23 protein-coding genes are annotated in these 22,943 nt (G+C 63.9%); 2 read left to right on the top strand and 21 right to left on the bottom strand.

Going from position 1 to position 22,943, the window contains the following annotated elements; genetic code table 11:
* Nucleotides 1–2: 2 nt before the first annotated feature.
* The 11 genes from AO716_RS02635 to glmS form a co-directional block, all read right to left on the bottom strand.
* Nucleotides 3–317, bottom strand: a complete 315-nt coding sequence (locus AO716_RS02635) for a DUF6507 family protein (protein WP_055239392.1) — start codon at nt 315–317, stop codon at nt 3–5.
* A gap of 92 nt (nt 318–409) precedes the next feature.
* Nucleotides 410–955: a tRNA (adenosine(37)-N6)-threonylcarbamoyltransferase complex ATPase subunit type 1 TsaE gene (gene tsaE / locus AO716_RS02630; RefSeq protein WP_055239391.1), complete on the bottom strand. Its 546-nt coding sequence runs from the start codon at nt 953–955 to the stop codon at nt 410–412.
* Nucleotides 952–2,157 (bottom strand): alanine racemase, encoded by a 1,206-nt coding sequence (alr, locus tag AO716_RS02625; protein ID WP_055239390.1) that lies wholly within the window; start codon nt 2,155–2,157, stop codon nt 952–954. The genes tsaE and alr overlap by 4 nt, the downstream gene beginning before the upstream one ends.
* 34 nt (nt 2,158–2,191) lie before the next feature.
* A complete protein-coding gene (locus tag AO716_RS02620; RefSeq protein WP_268753544.1) occupies nt 2,192–2,698 on the bottom strand; it encodes a GNAT family N-acetyltransferase in 507 nt (168 codons plus the stop codon).
* 8 nt (nt 2,699–2,706) lie between these two features.
* Nucleotides 2,707–3,750 carry an L-glyceraldehyde 3-phosphate reductase gene (mgrA, locus tag AO716_RS02615; protein ID WP_055239388.1) on the bottom strand — a complete coding sequence of 348 codons (1,044 nt, stop codon included), beginning with the start codon at nt 3,748–3,750 and terminating at the stop codon, nt 2,707–2,709.
* A 60-nt stretch (nt 3,751–3,810) separates the two neighbouring features.
* Complete coding sequence (gene treZ, locus AO716_RS02610) at nt 3,811–5,553, bottom strand: malto-oligosyltrehalose trehalohydrolase (protein WP_055239387.1); 1,743 nt, start codon at nt 5,551–5,553, stop codon at nt 3,811–3,813.
* On the bottom strand, nt 5,550–7,877 hold the full coding sequence (gene treY, locus AO716_RS02605; protein ID WP_055239386.1) for a malto-oligosyltrehalose synthase: 2,328 nt from the start codon (nt 7,875–7,877) through the stop codon (nt 5,550–5,552). The genes treZ and treY overlap by 4 nt, the downstream gene beginning before the upstream one ends.
* Nucleotides 7,874–10,060, bottom strand: coding sequence for a glycogen debranching protein GlgX (gene glgX / locus AO716_RS02600; protein ID WP_055239385.1), 2,187 nt, complete (start codon nt 10,058–10,060; stop codon nt 7,874–7,876). The genes treY and glgX overlap by 4 nt, the downstream gene beginning before the upstream one ends.
* A gap of 56 nt (nt 10,061–10,116) precedes the next feature.
* Nucleotides 10,117–11,655, bottom strand: coding sequence for an NAD(P)H-hydrate epimerase (locus tag AO716_RS02595; RefSeq protein ID WP_055239384.1), 1,539 nt, complete (start codon nt 11,653–11,655; stop codon nt 10,117–10,119).
* 10 nt (nt 11,656–11,665) lie between these two features.
* Nucleotides 11,666–12,016, bottom strand: a complete 351-nt coding sequence (locus tag AO716_RS02590; protein ID WP_055239383.1) for a holo-ACP synthase — start codon at nt 12,014–12,016, stop codon at nt 11,666–11,668.
* 28 nt (nt 12,017–12,044) lie between these two features.
* On the bottom strand, nt 12,045–13,922 hold the full coding sequence (glmS, locus tag AO716_RS02585; RefSeq protein WP_055239382.1) for a glutamine--fructose-6-phosphate transaminase (isomerizing): 1,878 nt from the start codon (nt 13,920–13,922) through the stop codon (nt 12,045–12,047).
* A gap of 114 nt (nt 13,923–14,036) precedes the next feature.
* On the opposite strand from glmS, the gene coaA reads away from it, so the two are divergent.
* Nucleotides 14,037–15,017, top strand: a complete 981-nt coding sequence (gene coaA, locus AO716_RS02580; RefSeq protein WP_082413256.1) for a type I pantothenate kinase — start codon at nt 14,037–14,039, stop codon at nt 15,015–15,017.
* Nucleotides 15,018–15,068: 51 nt separating this feature from the next.
* Nucleotides 15,069–15,497 carry a large conductance mechanosensitive channel protein MscL gene (mscL, locus tag AO716_RS02575; protein WP_055239381.1) on the top strand — a complete coding sequence of 143 codons (429 nt, stop codon included), beginning with the start codon at nt 15,069–15,071 and terminating at the stop codon, nt 15,495–15,497.
* Between the two features lie 22 nt (nt 15,498–15,519).
* Here the strand turns inward: mscL and glmM are convergent, their stop codons facing one another.
* From glmM to infA, 10 genes are all read right to left on the bottom strand, one after another.
* Nucleotides 15,520–16,890, bottom strand: coding sequence for a phosphoglucosamine mutase (gene glmM / locus AO716_RS02570; protein ID WP_055239380.1), 1,371 nt, complete (start codon nt 16,888–16,890; stop codon nt 15,520–15,522).
* Nucleotides 16,891–17,469: 579 nt separating this feature from the next.
* Nucleotides 17,470–17,967: a 30S ribosomal protein S9 gene (rpsI, locus tag AO716_RS02565; RefSeq protein ID WP_055239379.1), complete on the bottom strand. Its 498-nt coding sequence runs from the start codon at nt 17,965–17,967 to the stop codon at nt 17,470–17,472.
* 39 nt (nt 17,968–18,006) lie between these two features.
* The gene (rplM, locus tag AO716_RS02560; RefSeq protein ID WP_055239378.1) at nt 18,007–18,450 is read right to left on the bottom strand and encodes a 50S ribosomal protein L13; all 444 of its coding nucleotides are present in this window, start codon (nt 18,448–18,450) and stop codon (nt 18,007–18,009) included.
* Between the two features lie 279 nt (nt 18,451–18,729).
* On the bottom strand, nt 18,730–19,659 hold the full coding sequence (locus tag AO716_RS02555) for a tRNA pseudouridine synthase A (RefSeq protein ID WP_055239377.1): 930 nt from the start codon (nt 19,657–19,659) through the stop codon (nt 18,730–18,732).
* Between the two features lie 37 nt (nt 19,660–19,696).
* A complete protein-coding gene (gene rplQ, locus AO716_RS02550; RefSeq protein ID WP_055239376.1) occupies nt 19,697–20,251 on the bottom strand; it encodes a 50S ribosomal protein L17 in 555 nt (184 codons plus the stop codon).
* A gap of 65 nt (nt 20,252–20,316) precedes the next feature.
* A complete protein-coding gene (locus AO716_RS02545) occupies nt 20,317–21,327 on the bottom strand; it encodes a DNA-directed RNA polymerase subunit alpha (RefSeq protein ID WP_055239375.1) in 1,011 nt (336 codons plus the stop codon).
* A gap of 181 nt (nt 21,328–21,508) precedes the next feature.
* On the bottom strand, nt 21,509–21,910 hold the full coding sequence (gene rpsK, locus AO716_RS02540; protein WP_055239374.1) for a 30S ribosomal protein S11: 402 nt from the start codon (nt 21,908–21,910) through the stop codon (nt 21,509–21,511).
* A gap of 69 nt (nt 21,911–21,979) precedes the next feature.
* The gene (rpsM, locus tag AO716_RS02535; protein WP_055239373.1) at nt 21,980–22,357 is read right to left on the bottom strand and encodes a 30S ribosomal protein S13; all 378 of its coding nucleotides are present in this window, start codon (nt 22,355–22,357) and stop codon (nt 21,980–21,982) included.
* Nucleotides 22,358–22,538: 181 nt separating this feature from the next.
* On the bottom strand, nt 22,539–22,652 hold the full coding sequence (gene rpmJ, locus AO716_RS02530) for a 50S ribosomal protein L36 (RefSeq protein WP_012397712.1): 114 nt from the start codon (nt 22,650–22,652) through the stop codon (nt 22,539–22,541).
* Nucleotides 22,653–22,721: 69 nt separating this feature from the next.
* Nucleotides 22,722–22,943: a translation initiation factor IF-1 gene (infA, locus tag AO716_RS02525; protein WP_055239372.1), complete on the bottom strand. Its 222-nt coding sequence runs from the start codon at nt 22,941–22,943 to the stop codon at nt 22,722–22,724.

Here is a 22,943-nt window from a genome sequence, read left to right as displayed (position 1 = left end):
CTTCATCCCGCCGCCGCAGCGTTTGCCTGGGCGCGCGCCGCCATATCAAAGTCTGCATTCTGGTAGGCGTCCAGTGCCTGGTGAAGAGACGTGCAGGAGGTCTCGGCCCGCTTCCTGGCGTTAGCGATCAACAGTCCGGCGTATTCCTCGTACGCCGCCTTCAGTGCATCCCCGACCACAGCGCTTCTTGCAGCAGCCTGCGCCCCCTCCGCCGCCTCCTGAAGGCTTCTCGCCGCATCGGCTAAGCTGGCGGCCTCGTCGGCGGTGCGGTTCACCACCGATCGTGCTGCTGCCAGGTCAATGTCCCAGCTGACCATACCCTCCCCCAAAGCGCTGTCCGGTTCCGGTTATCGTATCTGCGCCCGGCTGCACCCGCGATGGGGAGAACTCCCCATTGCCCATGCCCGGGTTAGGGAGCCGGCACGGGCGCCTCAGCCCAGCGCGGACCATACCCGGCGATCCGGATGGTCCGCTCCTCGTCGTCGTCCTCCGCTGAGAAGTCCGTGACCAGTTCACCGGTTGCACCCGATGCTCCCCCGGTGGCACGCAGCAGGGTGATTTCAAGCCGGCTCTCAGAGAGATGCTCAACGAGTCCGTGTCCCCACTCCACCACCGTTACGGCTGTGTCCATGGTGTTCTCCAGATCGATGTCGTCGATTTCCGCCGGTGAACCCAGCCGATAGGCGTCTACGTGTACCAGGTCCGGTCCGGTGCCCAGCGCTGGATGAATGCGCACCAGGACAAATGTGGGGGAAATGATCCCTGCCCGTACACCCAGGCCTTCGCCCAGACCCTGGGTGAAAGTGGTCTTCCCAGCACCCAGCTCTCCCGTCAGGAGCAGCAGGTCTCCTGCCCGCAGCGCACCGCCGAGTGTGCGGGCCAGTTCCCGGGTCTGCGCAGCGCTGGAGGTACGGTATTCGTGCTCCCAGGCCGGAGCTGCGGCGTCAGCACTCACGGCAGTACTGCCTCGGAGTCCGCGTCGAGGGAAACGTCAGCACTGCCGGCCTCCGAGTCCACATAGCTGCGGGTCACCCGGCCGCTGATCCTGGTAATGATCTCGTAGTTGATGGAACCCGCGGCCTGCGCCCATTCGTCCACGCTGGGTGCGCCGGCAGCTCCGAAAAGCACCGCTTCCTTCCCCAGGAAAGACTCAGCCGTTCCTGCAATCCCGGTGCGGCCCAGATCAATGACCATCTGGTCCATGGCAATGCGCCCGACTACCGGGAACACTTCCCCGTTCACCATCACGGGGCCTCCGGTGGCAACCCGCGGGATGCCGTCGGCATAGCCGACAGGCACCAGTGCCAGGGTCGTTGGTGCCGCTGTCCGGTAGTGCAGCCCGTAGGACACGCCCTGTCCGGCTGGTACTTCCTTGCAGTTGGCGATTCTTGTCTTCAGTGTCATGGCCGGGATCAGCCCCAGCTCTGCCGCGCTCTGTCCTGGGAACGGGGAGAGTCCGTACATGCCCAGCCCCACCCGCACCAGGTCAAAGTGCGAATCCGGCCGTGAGAGTACGGCAGGGGTGTTGGCGATGTGCCGGACCTCGTGGTCGACTCCGGCGTCCTCCGCCACGGCCACGGCATCACGGAACTTCCGCAGCTGCTGGTCGGTTTCCGTCCGGCGCGGCTCATCTGCCACGGCCAGGTGGGAGAAGATTCCGACGACGCGCAGCAGTCCCTCTTCCTGCCAGGCCAGCGCCTCTCCCACGAAGGACTCCCACAGTTCTTCGGGGCAGCCGTTGCGCCCGAGCCCGGTATCAATCTTCAAATGGACCCGGGCCGGGACTTCGAGTTCCCGGGCAGCGGCAACTACAGCGTCAAGTTCCCAGCCGGACACCCCAATGTCTATGTTCGCGGCTACCGCGGCGGAGAAGTCGCTGTCCGCGGTGTGGAGCCAGGCCACGATAGGAGCAGTGATTCCTGCTGTCCGCAGCGCCAGTGCCTCGGAAATATGGGCAGTTCCCAGCCATGCCGCACCGGCGTCGAGCGCTGCTCGGGCCACCTCCAGTGCACCGTGCCCGTAGGCATCGGCTTTCACGACGGCCATGAGCCGGGCCGGCTTAGCGATTTCTGCGAGGTGGCGGACGTTGTGGCGGATAGCAGCAAGATCAACGACGGCGCTGCGTTCCGCCGCAGGGACAGTTTCGAGGTAATTCACGGGTCCATTCTTTCACTGACGGCCCGGCAACGAATCACCGGCCGCCGTCGACGAGGTCCTTGTGCATGATGTGCAGGCCGGTAAGGCCGTGCACAGGATGCCGAAAGGAACGCGGAACGGTCGCCAGGATCTGGAAGCCCAGTGACTGCCAGAGGGCGACCGCCCGGGTATTGGTCTCCACCACCGCGTTGAACTGCATGGCGAGGTAGCCCTGGGCAGCAGCCTGTTCCAGGACATGAGCTGCCAGGGCCCGGGCAACGCCGCGTCCGGTGGCAGCCGCAGCGGTCATGAAGGACGCGTTCGCCACATGGCTGCCGCCTCCGCCCCGGTTTGGGTGAAGCTGGGCGGTGCCGAAGATCCTGCCGGCTTCCTCCGCGACGTAGACATAGGCGGGACGGGGCTCAAGCCAGGTTTCCCGAGCCCCGTCCTGTTCCATGTCCCGGTCCCAGCAGTAGGTCTCGCCCGCGCGGACAGTTGGTTCCATCAGTTCCCAGAGCCCGGGCCAGTCCCCGGGCTCCGCTTCGCGGATGTTCAGCCCCAAGGATTTCCTCAGGCCTTCAGGGCAGCAGCCCAGAGATTGATGTCCGAGTCCTGGGCGAACGTGTCGATGTCCGTAAGTTCCTGGTCCGTGAAGGAAAGGTTTTGTACCGCGCCGACGCTGTCTTCAAGCTGGCGGACGCTGGAAGCGCCGACCAGCGCCGAGGTCACCGAGCTGTTCCGCTGCGGGCGCAGCACCCACGCGATGGCCATCTGGGCCAGGGTCTGGTTCCGGGCCTCCGCTATGCGGTTGAGTCCACGTACCCGTTCCAGGTTCTCCTCCGAGAGCTGCGCGGGGTCAAGCGACTTGCCCGCAGCCGCACGTGAATTCTCCGGGACCCCGCCCAGGTACTTGTTCGTGAGCAGGCCCTGGGCCAGCGGCGAGAACGCGATTGAACCGGTGCCGGTCTCGGCCAGCGCCTGGAGGAGGTTCGGTTCGCCCTGCTCCACCCACCGGTTCAGCATGGAGTAGGACGGCTGGTGGATCAGCAGTGGTGTTCCCATCTCTCCCAGGATCCGCGCCGCCTCCAGCGTCTTTTCGGCCGAGTAGGAGGAAATGCCTGCGTAAAGGGCTTTGCCGGAACGGACCGCCGTATCCAGGGCTCCCATGGTCTCTTCCAGCGGCGTCTCGGGGTCCGGCCGGTGGCTGTAGAAGATGTCCACGTAGTCCAGGCCCATCCGCTCCAGCGACTGGTCCAGGCTGGCCAGCAGGTACTTCCGCGAACCCCAGTTGCCGTAAGGACCGGGCCACATGTCATAGCCGGCCTTGCTCGAGATAATCAGTTCATCCCGGAATGGCCGGAAGTCGTCCTTCAGGTGCCGGCCGAAGTTGGTTTCAGCGCTTCCGAACGGCGGACCATAGTTGTTGGCCAGGTCAAAGTGGGTCACCCCCATGTCGAAGGCCCGGCGCAGGATGGCGCGCTGCCTGTCGAACGGCACGTCATCACCGAAGTTGTGCCACAGGCCCAGCGACACAGCCGGCAGCTGCAGTCCGCTGCGTCCAACGCGGCGGTAGGGCATGGAGTCATAGCGGTCCGGAGCAGGGGTGTAAGTCATGACACCATCCTGCCATCGGTACTGCGGTGAATCGAGGATGCGGGCGGGGTGTCCGCGCGCTCAGGAACCGGAGACAATCGCCGCACCAAACCCGGGGAGCTGGATCGCGCCGTCGTACATTACCGAGGGCGCCGTCTCGAGCGCGACCTTGACCGGTCCCTGCAGTGGAAGCGGCAGTTCCCTCGGCGAGTCGGCAAAGTTCAGGGCCACGACCACCTTCCCTCGCTGGATGCTGAGCCAGCGGGAGACTTCGTCAAAATCAACGTCGATCTTCCGGAAATCGGGCTCGGTGAGCTCCGGCATGGATTTCCGCAGGGCCAGCAGATCGCGGTAAAGCCGCAGCAGCTCTCCGTGATGGTCATCAGTGAGTTCTGACCAGTCGAGTTTCGAATTCTGGAAGGTGGCCGTGTCCTGGGGATCCGGGACAGCTGCAGGGTCCCATCCCATCCGCGCGAACTCCTGAAGCCTGCCCTCAGCGGTGGCCCTGCCCAGGTCTTCCTCGGGATGGGAGGTGAAGAACTGCCAGGGTGTAGACGCCCCGAATTCCTCGCCCATAAAGATCATGGGAGTGCAGGACGACGCGAGGTTCAGGACCGCGGCGAGCGCCAGCTGCTGGTTCCCCAGGGTGGCAGTATTCCTGTCCCCGGCAGCACGATTGCCCACTTGGTCGTGGTTTTGTGTGGCTACCACCAGCTGTCGCGCCGAGTGCAGTGCTGTGTCCAGCGGCCGGCCGTGGCTGCGGCCCCGGAAAGACGAGAACCCGCCGTCGTGGAAATACCCGCCCTGCAGCACCTTGGCCACGGCAGCGAGGGAGTCGAAGTCCGCGTAGTACCCGTCAGTTTCGCCGGTCAGGTTACTGTGGGCCGCGTGGTGGAAGTCGTCAGACCACTGCGCTGCAAGGCCGTAGCCGTTGAGGTCTCGGGGAGTTATCAGCCGCGGATTGTTCAGGTCGGATTCAGCTATCAGGAACAGTGCACCGCCGAGGTCTGCGGAGAGGTCGTCCGTGAGCGCAGCCATTTCTTCGAGGATGTGGAGGGCCCGCTCATCCTGCAGTGCGTGCACCGCATCCAGCCTCAGTCCGTCCACATGATAGTCGCGGAACCACATTTCAAGGTTGCCCAGGATATATGCGCGGACCTCGTCCGAGTCCGGACCATCCAGGTTCACCGCATCGCCCCAGCCGGTGCCGCGCCCCGAATGAAGGTAGGGACCAAAAAGGTTCAGGTAATTGCCGCTGGGACCCAGGTGGTTGTAGACGACGTCCTGGATGACTCCGATTCCGTGCGAATGCGCTGCGTCAACGAACCGCTGATAGGCGGCCGGTCCCCCGTAGGATTCCTGCACGGCGTACCAAAGCACGCCGTCGTAGCCCCAGTTATGGGTGCCGTTGAAGGCGTTGACCGGCATCAGCTCGATGTACTGGATACCGAGGTCCGCCAGGTACGTCAGTTTCTGCGCCGCGGAGTCCAGCGTTCCTTCGGGCGTGAAGGTGCCAATGTGCAGTTCGTAGATCGCGCCTCCGGTCAGCCCGGGTGAGATCCAGGCCGAATCCGTCCAGGGGAAGGCCGCGGCGTCAAAAGTCCGGGACAGCCCGTGCACGCCTCCGGGCTGGCGCCTCGAGCGCGGGTCGGGAACTGGATCAGTCGCGTCGTCGAGGAGGTAGCCGTAGTCAACGTCACCCGGCACCGCCTCCGACGCATGCCACCACCCGCCGGTCCCCTGCGTCATCTGCTGCTGCTGCCCGTTGGCAACAAGCCGCATGTTGCCGGCGTTCGGAGCCCACACATCAAAGTTGGTGCTCATCGTTCCTCCTCGAGGGACAGCAGGGCAACGGGATACACAGCGAAAAGCTCATCAGCGTGGGCAGCGCCGCCGCTGAAAGTGCGGCCGGTCAGCCTGTCCCGGTAGGAACCGGGCGGCAGCGCCACAGTTGTTCCCCGCCATCCGCCGTCGCGGGCGAGCCCCAGCGGAAGCCGGGTCACCAGCGTCATCGCGCCCCCTCGGTCAAAGCCAAAGAAGTGACCAGCCGCCGGGCCGCTGGCTATCAGCGCCGAGTAGCCGGAAAAGAGATCCGGTCTGTCCCGGCGCAGCCGCAGCGCTTCCCTGGTCACCAGGAACTTTGCCTCACCTGCCCGGTCAATCCCGGGCAGCTTGCCGGTCCCCGCCCAGTCTGGCGAGGCGGCAGAAAGGGCCGTACGGGTTTGAAAGTCCACCGGCCGTCGGTTATCCGGGTCCACAAGGGAATAGTCCCAGAGTTCGGTCCCCTGGTATACGTCCGGGACACCCGGCATGGTCAGCTGAACCAGTTTGGCGCCAAGGGAGTTGGAGAATCCGGCGCTGCTGATACGTTCTGCGATTGTTTCCAGAATCGCGTTTGCCTCCGGGTGGTCGAAGGCACCGTCCACCAGAGAGTGAAGCTGCTTCTCGAAAGCCTCGTCCGGCGCTGTCCATGTGGTGCTCTGCCCGGCTTCCCGCGCCGCTTTCTCGGCGTAGGCATGGGCTCTTTCCCGGTCCAGCGGCCACGTCCCGGAAAGCGCCTGCCACATCAGGTCGGCCAGTGGGCGGTCTCCCAGCGGCAGCAGTTCCTCAAGCCGGAGAACAGCCTCGGTCCATTCCTGCGGCATCTCGGACAGGACACTTATTCGTGCCCGGGTGTCTTCACTCCGCTTGGTGTCATGGGTGCTGAGCGTGGTCATGGCATCCGGGGCTTCCTGCTGGCGGACCAGCATCCCCAGGTGCAGGTCGTGCGGTTCCAGGGCAAACAGGGAAGGGTCCGCGCCAACCTCGTTCAGGGATGTCAGCCTGGTGTAGCGGTAGAAGGCGGTGTCCTCGACGCCCTTGGCCATAACCATCCCGGAGGTCTGCTGGAACCGCACGGCAAGTTCACCGAGCCCGTCCCGGCTGTCCGGCGTGTTTCCACGCAGCAGGGGCACCAGCACGTCGAAGACAGAGTCCAGGTCAGGACGACGAACGCGGGCGTTCAGGGCTGCTTCCTCAAGGTAGCCGGCGCCTTCGGGAAGATAGCTGCGGTACACCGGGAAACAGGCCAGCAGCTCCGCGAGGGCGTCTGCAGCTGTGCCGGTATCCAGACCGGACCCGGCGGGCAGCAGCCGCACCAGGCGCTGGACTTCCGAATGCAGCAGCCCGTCGGCGACCGCGCGCTTGGTGTCATGGATCATGTGCCGGTAGGGCTCTGCATCGGAAGCTTCGGTGAGCAGCCCGGCCGCGGCCTGATCCACGAACAACCGGTCAACCTCGGCGAGCGCGTCATACCCGGTGGTCCCGGCTACTGGCCAGCTGCCGGGCAGCTTTTCTCCCGGTTCCAGGATTTTCTCCACAAGGACGTAGGCCCCGCCGGTCAGCTCACTGAGCTGTTCCAGGTAACCTTCGGGGTCTGCCAGCCCGTCGGGATGGTCAATCCTCAGTCCGTCGGCCAGGCCTTCGCCGAACCAGCGGCGGATCTCGGCGTGGGATTCCTCGAACACCCATGGCACCTCCACCCGGATTCCTGCCAGGGTATTCACCCCGAAGAAACGGCGGTAGTTGAGTTCGCTGTCCGCGCGCCGCCAATTCACCAGCTCGTAGTGCTGGCGGGCGTGTACATCCCGGGCCGTATCACCGGGGCCGGCGGTTCCTTCAGCGATGGGGAACGCCTGCTCGTAGTACCGAAGCTCACCGTCCTCGATGCGCAGCTCGTCCAGGGCATCCGCGTTGTCCCCCAGCACGGGCAGCCGAAGCCTGCCGCCGCCCGCGGCCCAGTCAATATCGAAGGCCTCCGCGTAACGTGAGCCGCGGCCCTCCTTCAGCACGGACCACCACCAGCGGTTGGCGCGCGGCGTGGCGACGCCCATGTGGTTGGGAACAATGTCTACGAGGACGCCCATCCCCGCTGCATGTGCAGCGTCCGCCAGGGCACGGAAACCGTCCGGGCCGCCGCGTGCAGGATCAATGGAGGAGGGATCCGTCACGTCGTAGCCGTGGGTTGATCCTTCTTCCGCCGTGAGCAGCGGGGAGAGGTAGATCCAGTCCACTCCGAGGTCCTGCAGGTACGGCACCAGCGCTGCCGCGTCATACAGGGTGAAGCCGGAATGGATCTGCAGCCTGTAAGTCGAGCGCGGTGTCCTCATACGGTGCCCTCCCGGGTTTTCGCACCCGCCAGGGCGGCCAGCGAAGCTGCCACGGAGTGGTCGTGGTCTTCTTCCTCCTGCTGGTGCTCGCGGAGCACAACGAGGGACTTCGCCTCGACCTGGAGCTTTCCGTCAGCGCCAACCGGTTCACCGTCGGCCCCGGCACCGGCGGTGTCGATGACGTTGTCCCACAGCGTGCCGTACTCCTTCGGAGGCAGGGTTACTGTCACAGGCTCGTCGTCGGCGTTGAAGTACAGCAGGAAGCCGGCGTCGGTGATGCGCTGCCCGCGGCGGTCATTGCCGCGGATTCCTTCCCCGTTCAGGAAAACGCCGAGGGAGCGGCCCAGCTGGCTGTCCCAGTCCTCGGGCCGCATGGGCGTTCCGTCTTCGTTCAGCCAGACAATATCCGGCAGGACGTCCCCTTCCCCGCGCTCCGCGGGGCGGCCGTCGAAGAACCGGCGACGGCGGAACGTGGGATGCTCCGCGCGCAGCTTGTTGACTGCGGCAGTGAACTCCATGAGGGGTGTGTCCATCTGTTCCCAGTCAATCCAGGTCAGCTCGGAGTCCTGGGCGTAGCCGTTGTTGTTGCCCTGCTGCGTTCGGCCGAGCTCGTCTCCGTGGGAGATCATCGGCACACCCTGGGAAAGGAGCAGTGTGGCCAGGAAGTTGCGCTGCTGGCGTGCCCGAAGGGAGAGGACCTCAGGGTCATCCGTGGGCCCCTCGACTCCGCAGTTCCAGGACCGGTTGTGGGATTCACCGTCGTTGTTGTCTTCCCCGTTGGCCTCGTTGTGTTTCTCGTTGTAGGAGACAAGGTCGCGAAGAGTGAATCCGTCGTGGGCGGTGACAAAGTTGATGGAAGCCACCGGGCGCCGCCCGGAGGATTCATAGAGGTCCGCCGAGCCGGTGATGCGGGAGGCAAACTCGCCCAGGGTGGATGGTTCCCCCCGCCAAAAGTCCCGCACTGTGTCGCGGTACTTGCCGTTCCATTCAGTCCACTGGGGCGGGAAGTTCCCCACCTGGTAGCCGCCGGGACCGATATCCCACGGCTCGGCGATCAGTTTCACCTGAGACACCACAGGGTCCTGCTGCACCATTTCAAAGAAGCTGGAGAGCCGGTCGACGTCGTAGAACTCCCGTGCCAGCGCAGAGGCGAGGTCAAAGCGGAAGCCGTCTACATGCATTTCGGTCACCCAGTAGCGCAGCGAATCCATGATCAGCTGCAGCGAGTGCGGGTTGCGGACGTTCAGCGAATTGCCGGTACCGGTGTAGTCCATGTAATAGCGCTGGTCATCCTCCATCAACCGGTAGTACGCCGCGTTGTCGATTCCGCGGAAGGACAGTGTGGGGCCCAGCTGGTTGCCCTCCGCCGTGTGGTTGTAGACGACGTCCAGGATGACCTCGATGCCGGCCAGGTGCAGGGCCTTCACCATCGCTTTGAACTCCTGGACCTGCTGGCCGTCGTCCCCCGTGGAGCTGTAGGTGTTCTGCGGCGCAAAGAACCCGATGGTGTTGTAGCCCCAGTAGTTGGACAGCCCCTGGTCCTGCAGCGTGGAGTCATTGACGAACTGGTGCACGGGCATCAGTTCAAGCGTGGTGATGCCGAGTTTCTGGAGGTGCGCGATCACCGCCGGATGGGCAATGCCTGCGTAGGTTCCCCGCTGCTCCTCCGGGACCTCAGGGTGCTGCTGGGTCAGGCCCTTGACGTGTGCTTCGTAGATCACCGACTGGTGGTACTCGGCACGCGGCCTGCGGTCCCCGTCCCAGTCGAAGAACGGGTTGATCACGACTGCCTTCATCATGTTGGCGGCGGAGTCGTCGTCGTTGCGGGAATCCTCGTCGCCGAAGTTGTATCCGAACAGTGACTGATCCCAGTTGACCTGGCCGGACACCGCCTTGGCATACGGATCCAGCAGAAGCTTATTGGGATTGCAGCGGTTGCCGTTTGCCGGGTCGTAGGGTCCGTCAACGCGGTATCCGTACTTCTGGCCGGGAACAACATGCGGCAAATAGCAATGCCAGACGTACCCGTCGACTTCGGTAAGCGGTATGCAGGTCTCAGTACCGTCGTCGTCGAACAGGCAGAGCTTTACCGAATCTGCGACTTCACTGTAGAGAGCAAAGTTGGTGCCGTTTCCGTCATAGGTGGCTCCCAGCGGGTAGGCATCTCCGGGCCAGACTTCCATTCAAAAGCTCCTGACTGCTGTGGGTGGCAGGCAAAATACTATGCCTGCTTACTTTTCTACAGTATGTCAGCTTCAACGGAACCGGGACGCCACCTTTCGAGGCCTGCCACCACTGTCCGGACCGCAGCCGGCAGCTGGGAGGGCTGCACCGGTCCGTCGCTGGCAGCCAGGGCTCCGGCCCTCCCGTGGATGCTGGCTGCCGCAGCGGCCAGCCGGGCGTAGTACCCAGGCTCCGGAGACTGCGTTCGGGCCGTGGAAAGGAGCGCCCCCAGGATGCCGGAAAGGGTATCTCCGCTGCCGGCCGTAGCCAGCCAGGGGGTTGCTTCGGCCTGGCTGTAGACCGGGCCGCCGGGGGCCGCGACCAGGGTCGCCCAGCCTTTCAACAACACCGTGGCCCCGGTAAGCGCGGCGGTCCTGCGCACCCAGTTCAGGGGATCTGCCTCGATTCCCGCACGGTCCGCGCTTTCTCCCAGCCTGTTCAGGAGTGCGGTCATTTCCCCGGCATGCGGGGTCAGGATGACCTGTGGCCCAAGGCCGGGTTCGACAGCAGAGAGAGCATCGGCGTCGATCACGCAAGGGAGTCCGGAAGCCATCGCGTCCACGGCCCGGCGCCGCTGGGTCTCATCTGTTCCCGCACCGGGGCCGGCAACCCAGGCCTGCACGTGCGTCAGGGAGACGGTGCTGTCCGCGCATACGGCTTCAGGGTGTGCCTGGTTGATCAAACGTCGAACGGGTTCGGCCCCGAGGTACCGCACCATGCCGGTGCCCGTGGCCAGCGCAGCTCCGGTAGCCAGCACGGCTGCTCCCGGGTAGGTCTCTGAGCCCGCAGCGATGCCCAGCACTCCCCTGCTGTATTTCTGGTCGCCGGGGACCGGCTCGGCCAGCAGTGCGGCTATGTCCTGCAGCTCAAGGCGCTGCACCTCGGGCGCGCCAAGATACTCAGTGATACCAATGTCTATGAGTTCGATCCGCCCGGCTGCCTCTGCTCCGGGACCAGCGGCCAGACCGGTTTTCAGCGCCCCGAACGTCACGGTCACATCCGCCCGTAAGTGCTTCCCCGGTGTCTGGCCGGTGTCGGCATCAATGCCGCTGGGCAGGTCGCAGGCGACGACGGCGGGAGACTGCCCGCGCCGAAGGCGTGCGGGAAGGAGCGCCGCCAATTCCGCGGCGGGTCCCCGCAGGCCGCCCCTGCCTCCGGTGCCCAGGATTCCGTCGAGTACCAGGTCCGCGCTGCGGCACAGCCGCACCGTTTCAGACGCGTTCTCCGCACTGAGCTCCAAGACCCTACCGCCCAGGCGCCTGAAGGCCTCAAGTCCCTGTTCATGGGCCGAAGAAGCCGTGAGGACGGCAGTTGCCGACGATCCCCGCCGAAGCAGGCGGGCCGCTGCATACAGCGCATCGCCGCCATTGTTGCCGGCACCGGCCAGGACCACCGTGGAGGCTCCGTAAATCCGTCCGCGGCGTTCCTTCAGAAGCCGTGCAGCGGCGGCGTAGAGCCCGTGGGCAGCCAGCTGCATGAGTTCGCTGCCGGCCCCTGCATCCAGCAGCGGACGCTCGGCAGCCCGGACCGTGGTCCCGGAGTACGCACTGATCATGCGTACCAGACTAGCCCTCTGCGACCACCATGGCAGTGGCCAGGTCCCCGTCATGGCTCAGGGACAGGTGCCAGGTACGGACACCGCGGGCTTCCGCGGCAGCCGCGACTGTGCCCTCTACCCGAATCCGCGGCGCTCCGGCGGAGTCGAGTTCAATCTGGCAGTGCTGCCAGTTCATGCCGGCGGGAGCACCGAGTGCCTTGGCCACAGCTTCCTTTGCAGCGAACCGGGCGGCCAGCGACCGCAGGTTCAGTTCGCGCTCGGCCGGGACGAACAGCCGTGACCGCAGGCCCGGGGTGCGTTCAAGCTGGCGTCCAAACCTCGGAACGTCCACCACGTCCACGCCAATACCAACAATCACGGTGTTCCCCCAGGTCTCTGGCTGCTGCTTATTCGACGGTTACGGACTTTGCCAGGTTACGCGGCTGATCGACGTCGTAGCCCTTGGCCGTAGCCAGTGCGCACGCGAAGATCTGCAGCGGAACCGTGGTCAGCAGCGGAGCCAGCAGCGTGGGCGACTCCGGGACATAGAAGACGTGCTCAGCGTAGGCCTTGACGGCGTCGTCGCCTTCTTCGGCGATGACGATTGTCTTGGCACCGCGGGCGCGGATCTCCTGGATGTTGGAAACAACCTTCGCGTGCAGTGAATCGCGGCCGCGGGGAGAAGGAACCACCACGAAGACGGGCTGGCCCTCTTCGATCAGGGCGATCGGTCCGTGCTTCAGCTCGCCGGCAGCGAAGCCTTCAGCGTGGATGTACGCCAGTTCCTTGAGCTTCAGCGCACCCTCCATGGCAACGGGGAAGCCCACGTGGCGGCCCAGGAAGAGAACCGAGGACGTCCCTGCCATGAGGTTGCCGAGTTCCTTGATGGACCCGGAGCTGTCCAGGACCTGCTGGATCTTGGCCGGAACCTTGGCCAGGTCCGCCAGGATGTCCTTGATCTCACCCTGGAACTTGTTGCCGCGGATCTGCGCCAGGTAGAGGCCAAGCAGGTACGTGGCAGTGATCTGGGCCAGGAATGCCTTGGTGGACGCAACAGCGATTTCGGGGCCGGCGTGCGTGTACAGGACTGCGTCTGCTTCGCGCGGGATCGTGGATCCGTTGGTGTTGCAGATCGCCATGACCTTGGCGCCCTGCTCCTTGGCGTACCGGACAGCCATCAGCGTGTCCATGGTCTCACCGGACTGGGAGATTGCCACGATCAGCGTGTTGGCATCAACGATGGGATCGCGGTACCGGAACTCGTGGCTGAGTTCCACCTCAACCGGGATCCGGCACCAGTGTTCGATTGCGTACTTGGCCACCTGGCCGGCGTAGGCGGAGGTTCCGCAGGCCAGCACCATGATCTTGTTGATGGACTTCAGCTCTTCCGGGCTGACGCGCAGTTCATCCAGCGTCAGCCGTCCATCGGCGTCCGACCGTCCCAGCAGGGTATCGGCGACGGCCTGGGGCTGGTCGTTGATCTCCTTTTCCATGAAGGAGTCGTAGCCGCCCTTTTCAGCAGCGGCGGCGTCCCAGTCCACCTCAAACTCGGTACCCTCGGCGGGGTTGCCCTGGAAGTCCGTGATCTGGACGGTGTCGGGGGTGATGGTGACGATCTGGTCCTGGCCGAGCTCCACCGCGCGGCGGGTGAAATCGATGAACCCGGACACGTCGGAGCCCAGGAAGTTTTCCCCGTCACCAAGGCCGACGACGAGCGGGGAGTTCCGGCGCGCGGCCACAACGGTGTCCGGAGAGTCTGCATGGACTGCCAGCAGGGTGAAGGCACCTTCGAGCCGCTGGCAGGCAAGCTGCATGCTGCGGGCCAGGTCCTGGCCGCCGTCGCCGGCGTAGATACGGCCCAGAAGCGCTGCAGCAACTTCAGTATCCGTTTCTGAACGGAACACTGTTCCGTCTGCCAGGAGCTCTTCCTTGAGCTCGGCGAAGTTCTCGATGATCCCGTTGTGGATCAGAGCGAGCCTGTCCCCATCTGCGAGGTGCGGGTGTGCGTTGCCGTCGGTCGGTCCACCATGGGTCGCCCAGCGAGTGTGCCCGATGCCGGTAGTCGCCACAGGCAGGGGCGTTTCCTCCAGCACAGCCACGAGGTTGGCCAGCTTGCCCGACTTCTTGCGGGACTCGACACGTCCTGAAGTAAGCACGGCGACGCCGGCTGAATCATAGCCGCGGTATTCAAGCCGCTTGAGGCCTTCCATGACAACGTCCAGGGCACTGTGGCCTACTGCTGCGGCTGCGCCCGGGCGGCCGGTATAACCTACGATTCCACACATGGTCCTAAGCGTACCGGCAGCAGTCGCTGCCGGTCTAAACGCCATCCACCGCTCCTCCCGTCCAAACTTCTTCTGCGTTTGGATTGCCTGCCCGGGCAGTGCACAATTCCTAGAGTGACCGAACCAACTCCGAAGCTATCTTCCGGCAACGGCCAAGAGACCAACTTCACTCCCTTCGTTGAGCTGGACCGGCAAACCTGGTCACGTCTGTCCCATGAGATTGAGTCCCCGCTCAACCAGGAGGACATCACCCGGCTTCGCGGTCTCGGCGACCAGCTGAACCTCGATGAGGTGCGTGAGGTCTATCTGCCTCTCTCCCGGCTGCTGAACCTTTACGTCGCAGCGGCGGGCAAGCTGCACAGTGCCACCACAACCTTCCTCGGGGAACAGACCACCCGCACGCCCTTCGTGATCGGCGTCGCCGGATCGGTCGCCGTGGGGAAATCGACCACAGCGCGCGTGCTGCGGGAAATGCTTCGCCGCTGGCCGGACACGCCCAACGTAGAGCTGATCACAACGGACGGGTTCCTCTACCCGAACGCCGAGCTGAAGCGCCGCGGACTGATGGAACGCAAGGGTTTCCCGGAAAGCTACGACCGCCGCCGGCTGCTGCGTTTCGTCAGCGCGGTGAAAAGCGGAGCCGAGGAAGTCCGGGCGCCGCGTTACTCCCACCTGACTTACGACATTGTTCCGGATTCGGAAATCGTCGTCCGCCGCCCCGACGTCCTGATTGTGGAAGGCCTGAATGTGCTCGCACCGGCACGGACGCGCCCTGACGGCCGCTCAGGCCTGGCACTGAGTGATTTCTTCGACTTCTCGATTTACGTGGACGCACGGACCTCCTACATAGAGGAGTGGTACGTCCAGCGTTTCCAGTCGCTTCGCAGCGGCGCATTCGCCAACCCTGCGTCCTACTTCCACCGCTACGCGGGGCTGACGGACCACGAGGCACGCCAGACAGCCCTGGACATCTGGAAGCGGATCAACGAACCGAACCTCGTTACCAACGTCCTGCCCACCCGTGGCCGTGCCCAGCTGGTGCTCACCAAGGACGCGGACCACTCGGTTCGTCGCATGTTGCTGCGCAAGACCTGAAATCTTCGGTGAGAGAGGCGCCGCGGACCCCTGGGCGGTTACTCTGGCGAGATGCTAAAGGGATTCAAAGACTTCATCATGAAGGGCAACGTCCTGGACCTGGCGGTCGCCGTAATCATCGGCGCTGCGTTTACGACTGTTGTGAACGCCCTGGTCAATTCAGTGCTTATGCCGTTCATCTCCGGACTCGTCGGTTCGCCGAATTTCGACAGTTTTGCGGTGGTTACCTTCAACGGGAACCAGATTCAGTTCGGCGTGCTGCTGACCGCCGTCGTCAATTTCCTGCTCGTGGCAGCGGCCGTGTACTTCGCGATCGTGCTGCCGATGAACAAGATGATTGAACGCCGGAACCGCCGGCTGGGGATCACCCCGGAACAGAGCGCGGATCCCCAGGTCATGCTGCTGACTGAGATCCGGGACGCGCTCACTGCACAGCCCCCGAACGGAGCAGCGCAGGCACCGGGCGGACCCAAACACTAGCTCCGCCGGGGGCCCGGCGGAGTTAGACTCCTGCGCCTTCGGAGGCTTTCAGCGAGAGGTTCGCTTCGACCACGGCCGCGAGCTTGGCTGCAACACTCTGTGCGGTGTCCATGTCTGCGGCTTCAACCATCACGCGCACCAGGGGTTCGGTCCCCGAGGGACGCAGCAGGACCCGGCCGGTTTCACCAAGCTTCTCCTGGGCATCGATGACTGCCTGGCGGACGGCTTCGTTGCTGGCTGCCGCGTTCTTGTCTACGTTCTTGACGTTGATAAGGACCTGGGGCAGCTTCTCCATGATGCTGGCCAGCTGTTTGAGGCTGCGGCCGGTACGTGCCACCTGGGCGGCGAGCTGGAGTCCGGTCAGGACGCCGTCGCCGGTAGTGGCGTACTGGGAGAAAATCACGTGGCCGGACTGCTCCCCGCCGAGGCTGTAGCCTCCCTCGCGCATGGCTTCCAGCACGTAACGGTCACCCACACCGGTTTCGCGGATGCTGATGCCGGCTTCCCGGAGCGCCAGCTTGAGACCGAGGTTGCTCATGACAGTGGCTACGAGAGCGTCATCCTTGAGTTCTCCGGACGCTTTCATGGCTACGGCCATGATGGCCATGATCTGGTCACCGTCCACGATGCCGCCTTCGGCGTCCACAGCGAGGCAGCGGTCAGCATCGCCGTCGTGCGCTATACCGAGGTCCGCGCCGTGCTCCAGGACTGCGGCCTGCAGCGGCGCCAGATGCGTGGAGCCGTACCCGTCATTGATGTTGATTCCGTCCGGTTCGGCGCCAATGACAACGACCTCCGCACCGGCGTCAGCGAATACCTGCGGCGAGCAGCCGCTGGCTGCGCCGTGTGCGCAGTCCAGCACCACTTTGAGGCCGTCAAGCCGGTTGGGCAGTGTCTGCAGAAGGTGCACAACGTAGCGGTCTTCAGCATCGGCGAAGCGTTTGATCCGGCCGACTCCGGCACCGGTCGGGCGCAGGCTCGGGGCATCCATTTCAGCCTCAATGGCGTCTTCAAGCGCGTCGTCGAGCTTCTGGCCGCCGCGGGCAAGGAACTTGATCCCGTTATCCGGCGCCGCGTTGTGGGAGGCAGAGATCATGACGCCGAAGTCTGCTTCAAGGTCAGCGACCAGGTATGCGGCGGCTGGTGTCGGGAGGATCCCGGCGTCATAAACATCGACGCCGGAGCTGGCGAGTCCAGCTTCTATGGCCGCGGAAATGAAATCACCGCTGATGCGCGGATCCCGTGCCACGACTGCGACCGGGCGCTTTCCGGCCGGCACCTGCCGATGTCCCAGAACCACTGCTGCGGCCTGCGCCAGTCCCAGGGCAACCTCAGCCGTGATCAGTCCGTTGGCCAGGCCCCGAACCCCGTCGGTACCAAACAGTCGTGTCATAGAAAAAATCCTTACAGCATGTGGTCGCCGGGGAATGAGTAGCCCGGTTCAGGGTGCACAGGCGCATCCCCCGGGCCTATTCTGCCACCTCAGTATCGCCTGCGGCGAAACGTGGTGCGGCAGAACGCAGCCCGGTTTCCCGATCATTTTCGGGCTCCAATGATCGAACCCGGCATTGGCTAGGGGGTTTACTGCTCCCTCCGTTCGAGCTGGTGCCGGGTTTTCCAACTCCGCAAGCGCGTCATCGGACACGCTCCCCGGCGGCCCTTGGCACGTGACAACCAGGGGATACACCGCTATCCCGGCGTGAATACGGCTGTGAGCAATATGGCCTAGTCTGGCGGTCTAAATCACGCCCAACCGAATCCTGGCAAGCAAAAAGCCCCCGGTAAGAACCGGGGGCTTTGAGCGTCCGTGCCTGGATTAGCGCTTGTGGAGCCAACCCATACGCAAAAACCCCCGGCAGGACCGGGGGTTTGCGAGCCACGCTGGATCAGCGCTTGTGGAGCCAAGCACTGAAAAGCGCCGCGGGCCCCTTTGTGCTGACGCGCCAGCGGCAGCACAAAGGGAAGGCGCTTTTTAGCGCTTGGAGTACTGAGGTGCCTTGCGGGCCTTCTTGAGACCTGCCTTCTTGCGCTCGATGACGCGGGCGTCACGAGTCAGGAAGCCGGCCTTCTTCAGGGCCGGGCGGTTGTTCTCGCGGTCGATCTCGTTCAGCGAGCGGGCAACGCCGAGACGCAGTGCGCCGGCCTGGCCGGAAGCGCCGCCGCCGTGGATACGGGCGATGACGTCGTATGCGCCGTCCAGGTCGAGGAGCTTGAACGGCTCGTTGACTTCCTGCTGGTGCAGCTTGTTCGGGAAGTAGTCAGACAGCTCGCGGCCGTTGACGATCCACTTGCCGGTGCCGGGGACAACACGCACGCGGGCGATTGCTTCCTTGCGGCGGCCAACAGCCGAACCTGCGACGGTCAGTGCCGGGCGCTCCTTGACTGCCGATTCGGCAGCGTCAGGGGTTTCCGAGGTGTAGCTGGTGAGCTCCTCGGTGTTTTCATTGAGCTCTTCAGTGTTCTGAGCCACGATTCTCCTTGAATTAATTTCTTAGTTGGCGGGCCAGAACTACTGGGCGACCTGGGTGATTTCGAAGGTCTTGGGCTGCTGGGCTGCATGCGGGTGCTCGGCACCCTTGTATACCTTCAGCTTGCCCATCTGCTGTGCAGCGAGGGAGTTCTTGGGCAGCATGCCGCGGATGGCCTTCTCAACTGCACGCACCGGGTTCTTTTCCAGCAGTTCGGCATAGTTGACAGAGGACAGGCCGCCCGGGAAACCGGAGTGGCGGTAGGCACGCTTCTGTTCGAGCTTGGCGCCGGTCAGGGCAACCTTCTCAGCGTTGATGATGATGACGAAATCGCCCATGTCCATGTGGGGAGCAAAGGTCGGCTTGTGCTTTCCGCGCAGCAGTGTTGCGGTCTGGCTGGCAAGACGGCCTAGGACAACGTCGGTGGCGTCAATGACGTGCCACTGGCGGTTGATGTCGCCGGGCTTCGGGGTGTACGTACGCACGGTTTTTGCCTTCGTTTCTTCTTCTTAGGTGGCGCGCCGCGCATGGATGCCATACGCAGTGCAGCTTCTCTATGCGTTACCGGATGGTCAGGTGAGGACTGAATTAACCAGTGGTCCTGAGATCTCGGCTATTTCCCCGGGGCCAGGTGGCTCTGCAACTGAGCCGCTCCCGTGGGCATAGGCCTATCGAGGTAGGACACGCACAACGACTATAAACAATAGCCTGCTTGCCGGGTCAGGTCAAAAGTCCCGGCAGGCACGCTGCTGCTGGAGTCCATTCTACCCTCTGAGTGCCCGTGTCGTTTCCGCTCGGGCGGCCAGCTCAGCACCGCTGGGATACTTCACCTCTTCAAGTACCAGCGGATGCGGCGGGGCCAGCTTGGAGTTTGAATCCCGAATCCGGGCAAACATCCGCTCGGCCAGCCAGGCCGGCTTCCGCTCCCCCGTTCCAACCAGGAGGGCGCCTCCAATCAGGGACCGGACCATGTTGTGGCAAAAGGCATCCGCCTTCAGGTGCGCTTCCAGGATCCCGTCCGGGCGCCGGGAGAAGTTGAACTCCTGCAATTCCCGGATAGTGGTGGCACCCATGCGGGGTTTGCAGAAGGACAGGAAATCCTGGACGCCCAGCACGCTCTGCGCTGCCTCATTCATCGCATCCTCATCCAGCGTCGTTTTGTGCCACAGGGTGACGTTGCGCTGAAGCGGGTCCCAGGTCTGCTGCCGGTCCGCAATGCGGTAGCTGTAGCGGCGCCACAAGGCGGAGAAGCGGGCATCGAAACCGCGGGGCGCTATGGACGCCTGATGCACCTCGATCGCCCCTGCCATGGCCTCAACCGTGCGCTTGGAGAGACCGGCTTCCTTCAGCGGAACCGTCAGCTCGCGGTTCAGGACTCCCCGGAGCCTGCGCCGGAAGGCTTCGGCGGGTTCGAGGTCGGTACTGCGGGCCTGCGCTATCCACTGGTCTTCCGGGGTATCGAAGTGGACCACCTGTCCACGGGCGTGGACGCCCGCATCGGTTCGGCCGGCCACAGTGACACGGACCGGACGCCGGAACAAGACGGCAAGGGCGGTCTCCAGCGTTCCCTGGACAGTCAGCAGCCCGGGCTGGGTTGCCCACCCTGCAAACGGCCCGCCGTCGTAGGAAAGGTCCAGGCGAATACGAAGAGGCCCGCCGTCCGGGTTAGGGACAGCGGGCCTCTCGATCGTCATACCCCAATATTAAGGGCACAGCGGGCTAATCAGAGAATTACTTCTTCTCTTCGGTTTCCTCAGCAGCTTCGTCAGCAGACTCAGCGGACTCGGCCGAATCGGCGGAGTCAGCAGACTCGGCAGACTCTGCGGAGTCAGCGGACTCGGCAGAATCAGCGGACTCGGCAACCGGAGCCGGAGCTGCGGCAGCAGCAGCGGTGGATGCTTCTGCTACGACAGACTGCTTGGCGGAAAGCGGTTCCAGCACCAGTTCGATGACAGCCATGGGAGCGTTGTCGCCCTTGCGGTTGCCGATCTTGGTGATGCGGGTGTAACCGCCGTCGCGCTGGGCGACAGCCGGTGCGATCTCGGTGAAGAGCTCGTGAACGAGTCCCTTGTCAGAGATCAGGGCCAGGACGCGGCGGCGGGAAGACAGGTCTCCACGCTTTGCGAAGGTGATCAGGCGCTCGGCGTACGGGCGCAGGCGCTTGGCCTTGGTCACCGTGGTGGTGATCTGCTTGTGCTCGAACAGCTGGGCTGCCAGGTTCGCCAGCATCAGGCGCTGGTGAGCCGGGCTGCCTCCGAGGCGCTTACCCTTGGTGGGTGTAGGCATTACTTTTTCTCCTCAAACGGTGCCGCTGAAGTACCTCATGGCACTTACGGCAAGATTTTGCGTGTTTAGAGCTCGTCGTCCGAGAACTCGGACTCGTCCTCTTCGATGGCTGCGGCGCGGGCGGCCAGATCAAACCCGGGAGGGGAATCCTTCAGGGACAGACCCAGTTCGACCAGCTTTGCCTTCACCTCGTCGATGGACTTCGCACCGAAGTTACGAATGTCCATCAGGTCAGCCTCGGAGCGGGCAACGAGTTCACCCACGGTGTGGATGCCTTCGCGCTTGAGGCAGTTGTAGGAGCGCACGGTCAGCTCAAGGTCCTCGATCGGCAGGGCCATGTCGGCTGCCAGTGCGGCATCCGTCGGGCTCGGGCCAATTTCGATGCCTTCAGCTGCGGTGTTCAGTTCACGTGCCAGGCCGAAAAGCTCAACCAGGGTGGTGCCTGCAGAGGCGACAGCGTCGCGCGGTGCAATGGCGTCCTTGGTTTCGACGTCGACGATCAGGCGGTCGAAGTCGGTGCGCTGCTCGACACGGGTGGCTTCCACGCGGAAGGTCACCTTCAGGACCGGCGAGTAGATGGAGTCAACCGGAATACGGCCGATCTCCTGGTCGCCGGACTTGTTCTGGCTAGCGGAAACGTAGCCACGTCCACGCTCGATGGTCAGTTCGAGCTCGAACTTGCCCTTCGAGTTCAGGGTGGCAATGTGCAGATCCGGGTTGTGGAACTCCACACCGGCCGGCGGAGCAATGTCCGCGGCGGTGACGACGCCGGGGCCCTGCTTGCGCAGGTAGGCCACGACGGGCTCGTCGTGCTCGGAGGACACCGAGAGGTTCTTGACGTTAAGGATGATCTCAGTGACATCCTCCTTAACACCCGGAACGGTGGTGAACTCATGCAGAACTCCGTCGATCCGGATGCTGGTTACAGCTGCACCGGGGATGGAGGAAAGGAGCGTACGGCGAAGCGAGTTGCCAAGCGTGTAACCGAAGCCGGGTTCCAGCGGTTCGATGATGAACCGTGACCGGTTGTCGGCTACTACTTCTTCAGTGAGGGTGGGGCGCTGTGCAATGAGCACTTGCATTTCCTTTCAGCGAGCGTCCGCTATATGACGCAACACAAATGGTGGAAACGACGACGACGGGTCTTCCGCGGGCGTCTTGGACGGCTAACAGCCAGCCCTGGACCGGCTCCTCCGGCGGACACCCGCTTCGAAAAGCGAAATGCCCGCCGGAAGGAAACCGGAACCGCAGTGCTGCTTATACGCGGCGGCGCTTCGGGGGACGGCAGCCGTTGTGTGCGCTCGGGGTGACATCCTGAATGGTGCCAACTTCCAGGCCGGTGGCCTGCAGCGAACGGATCGCGGTTTCGCGGCCGGATCCCGGACCCTTCACGAAGACGTCGACCTTGCGGACGCCGTGCTCCTGTGCACGCTTGGCAGCAGCTTCGGCAGCCATCTGTGCAGCGAAGGGAGTGGACTTACGGGAGCCCTTGAAGCCAACCTCACCGGCGGAAGCCCATGAGATAACAGCACCGGTCGGGTCCGTGATGGAGACGATGGTGTTGTTAAAAGTGCTCTTGATATGCGCCTGGCCCAGCGCGATATTCTTCTTATCCTTGCGACGCGGCTTGCGTACCGCTCCACGAGTCTTGGGGGGCATTACTTCTCCTACAAAGAGTTTGGAATAGGTGACCTGCTGTGCAGGCCGTTGGCCTGGAGACCGCTAGATTTAGCGGCCGGCCTTCTTCTTACCGGCAACGGTGCGCTTCGGGCCCTTGCGGGTACGAGCGTTGGTCTTGGTGCGCTGGCCATGGACAGGCATACCGCGGCGGTGGCGAATGCCCTGGTAGCTGCCGATCTCAACCTTGCGGCGGATGTCGGCTGCTACCTCGCGGCGGAGGTCACCCTCAACCTTGAAGTTGCCCTCGATGTAGTCACGCAGCTGAACGAGTTCAGCATCGGTGAGGTCCTTGACGCGAGTATCCGGGCTAATGCCGGTCTCGGCAAGGGTCTGCTCTGCACGGGTCTTGCCCACGCCGTAGATGTAGGTAAGCGCAATGACAACCCGCTTTTCGCGGGGAATGTCTACGCCGGCGAGACGTGCCATATTGGCGGTTCTCCTTTGGTGTTACCGGAGGTCTGAAGCAGTACGTCCCTGTTTCCAGGTCCCCGGCCTCCGTACCGGGGGTGTGCGTCACGCGTATCAGACGCTGTACTGCCATATTCAATTACTACTACGCGTGGGCTTGGGCGCGTCCGCGGCCTGGGGCCGGAACAAAGAGCGCTTGTTAGCCCTGGCGCTGCTTGTGGCGCGGGTTCTCGCAGATCACCATGACTCGGCCGTTACGGCGAATCACCTTGCACTTATCGCAGATCTGCTTGACGCTCGGCTGGACCTTCATGGTTTTCCTTTGCGTGGTTGCAGGGTTGAACTCCGGTCCCCTCCTGGGAGGAAGCCGGAGCCTTGGTTGTTACTTGTAGCGGTAGACGATACGGCCCCGGGTGAGGTCGTACGGGCTAAGTTCCACCACAACGCGGTCTCCGGGGAGGATGCGAATGTAGTGTTGACGCATCTTTCCCGAGATGTGTGCGAGCACAATGTGGCCGTTGGCCAGCTCAACGCGGAACATCGCATTGGGCAGGGCTTCGTTGACCGAGCCCTCAATCTCTATGACGCCGTCTTTCTTGGCCAT

The organism is Arthrobacter sp. Edens01 (genome assembly GCF_001307035.1).
Classification (GTDB): domain Bacteria; phylum Actinomycetota; class Actinomycetes; order Actinomycetales; family Micrococcaceae; genus Arthrobacter_B.
The sequence above is the reverse complement of the archived record's forward strand: the minus strand, read 5'-3'. Positions and strand labels throughout refer to the sequence as shown.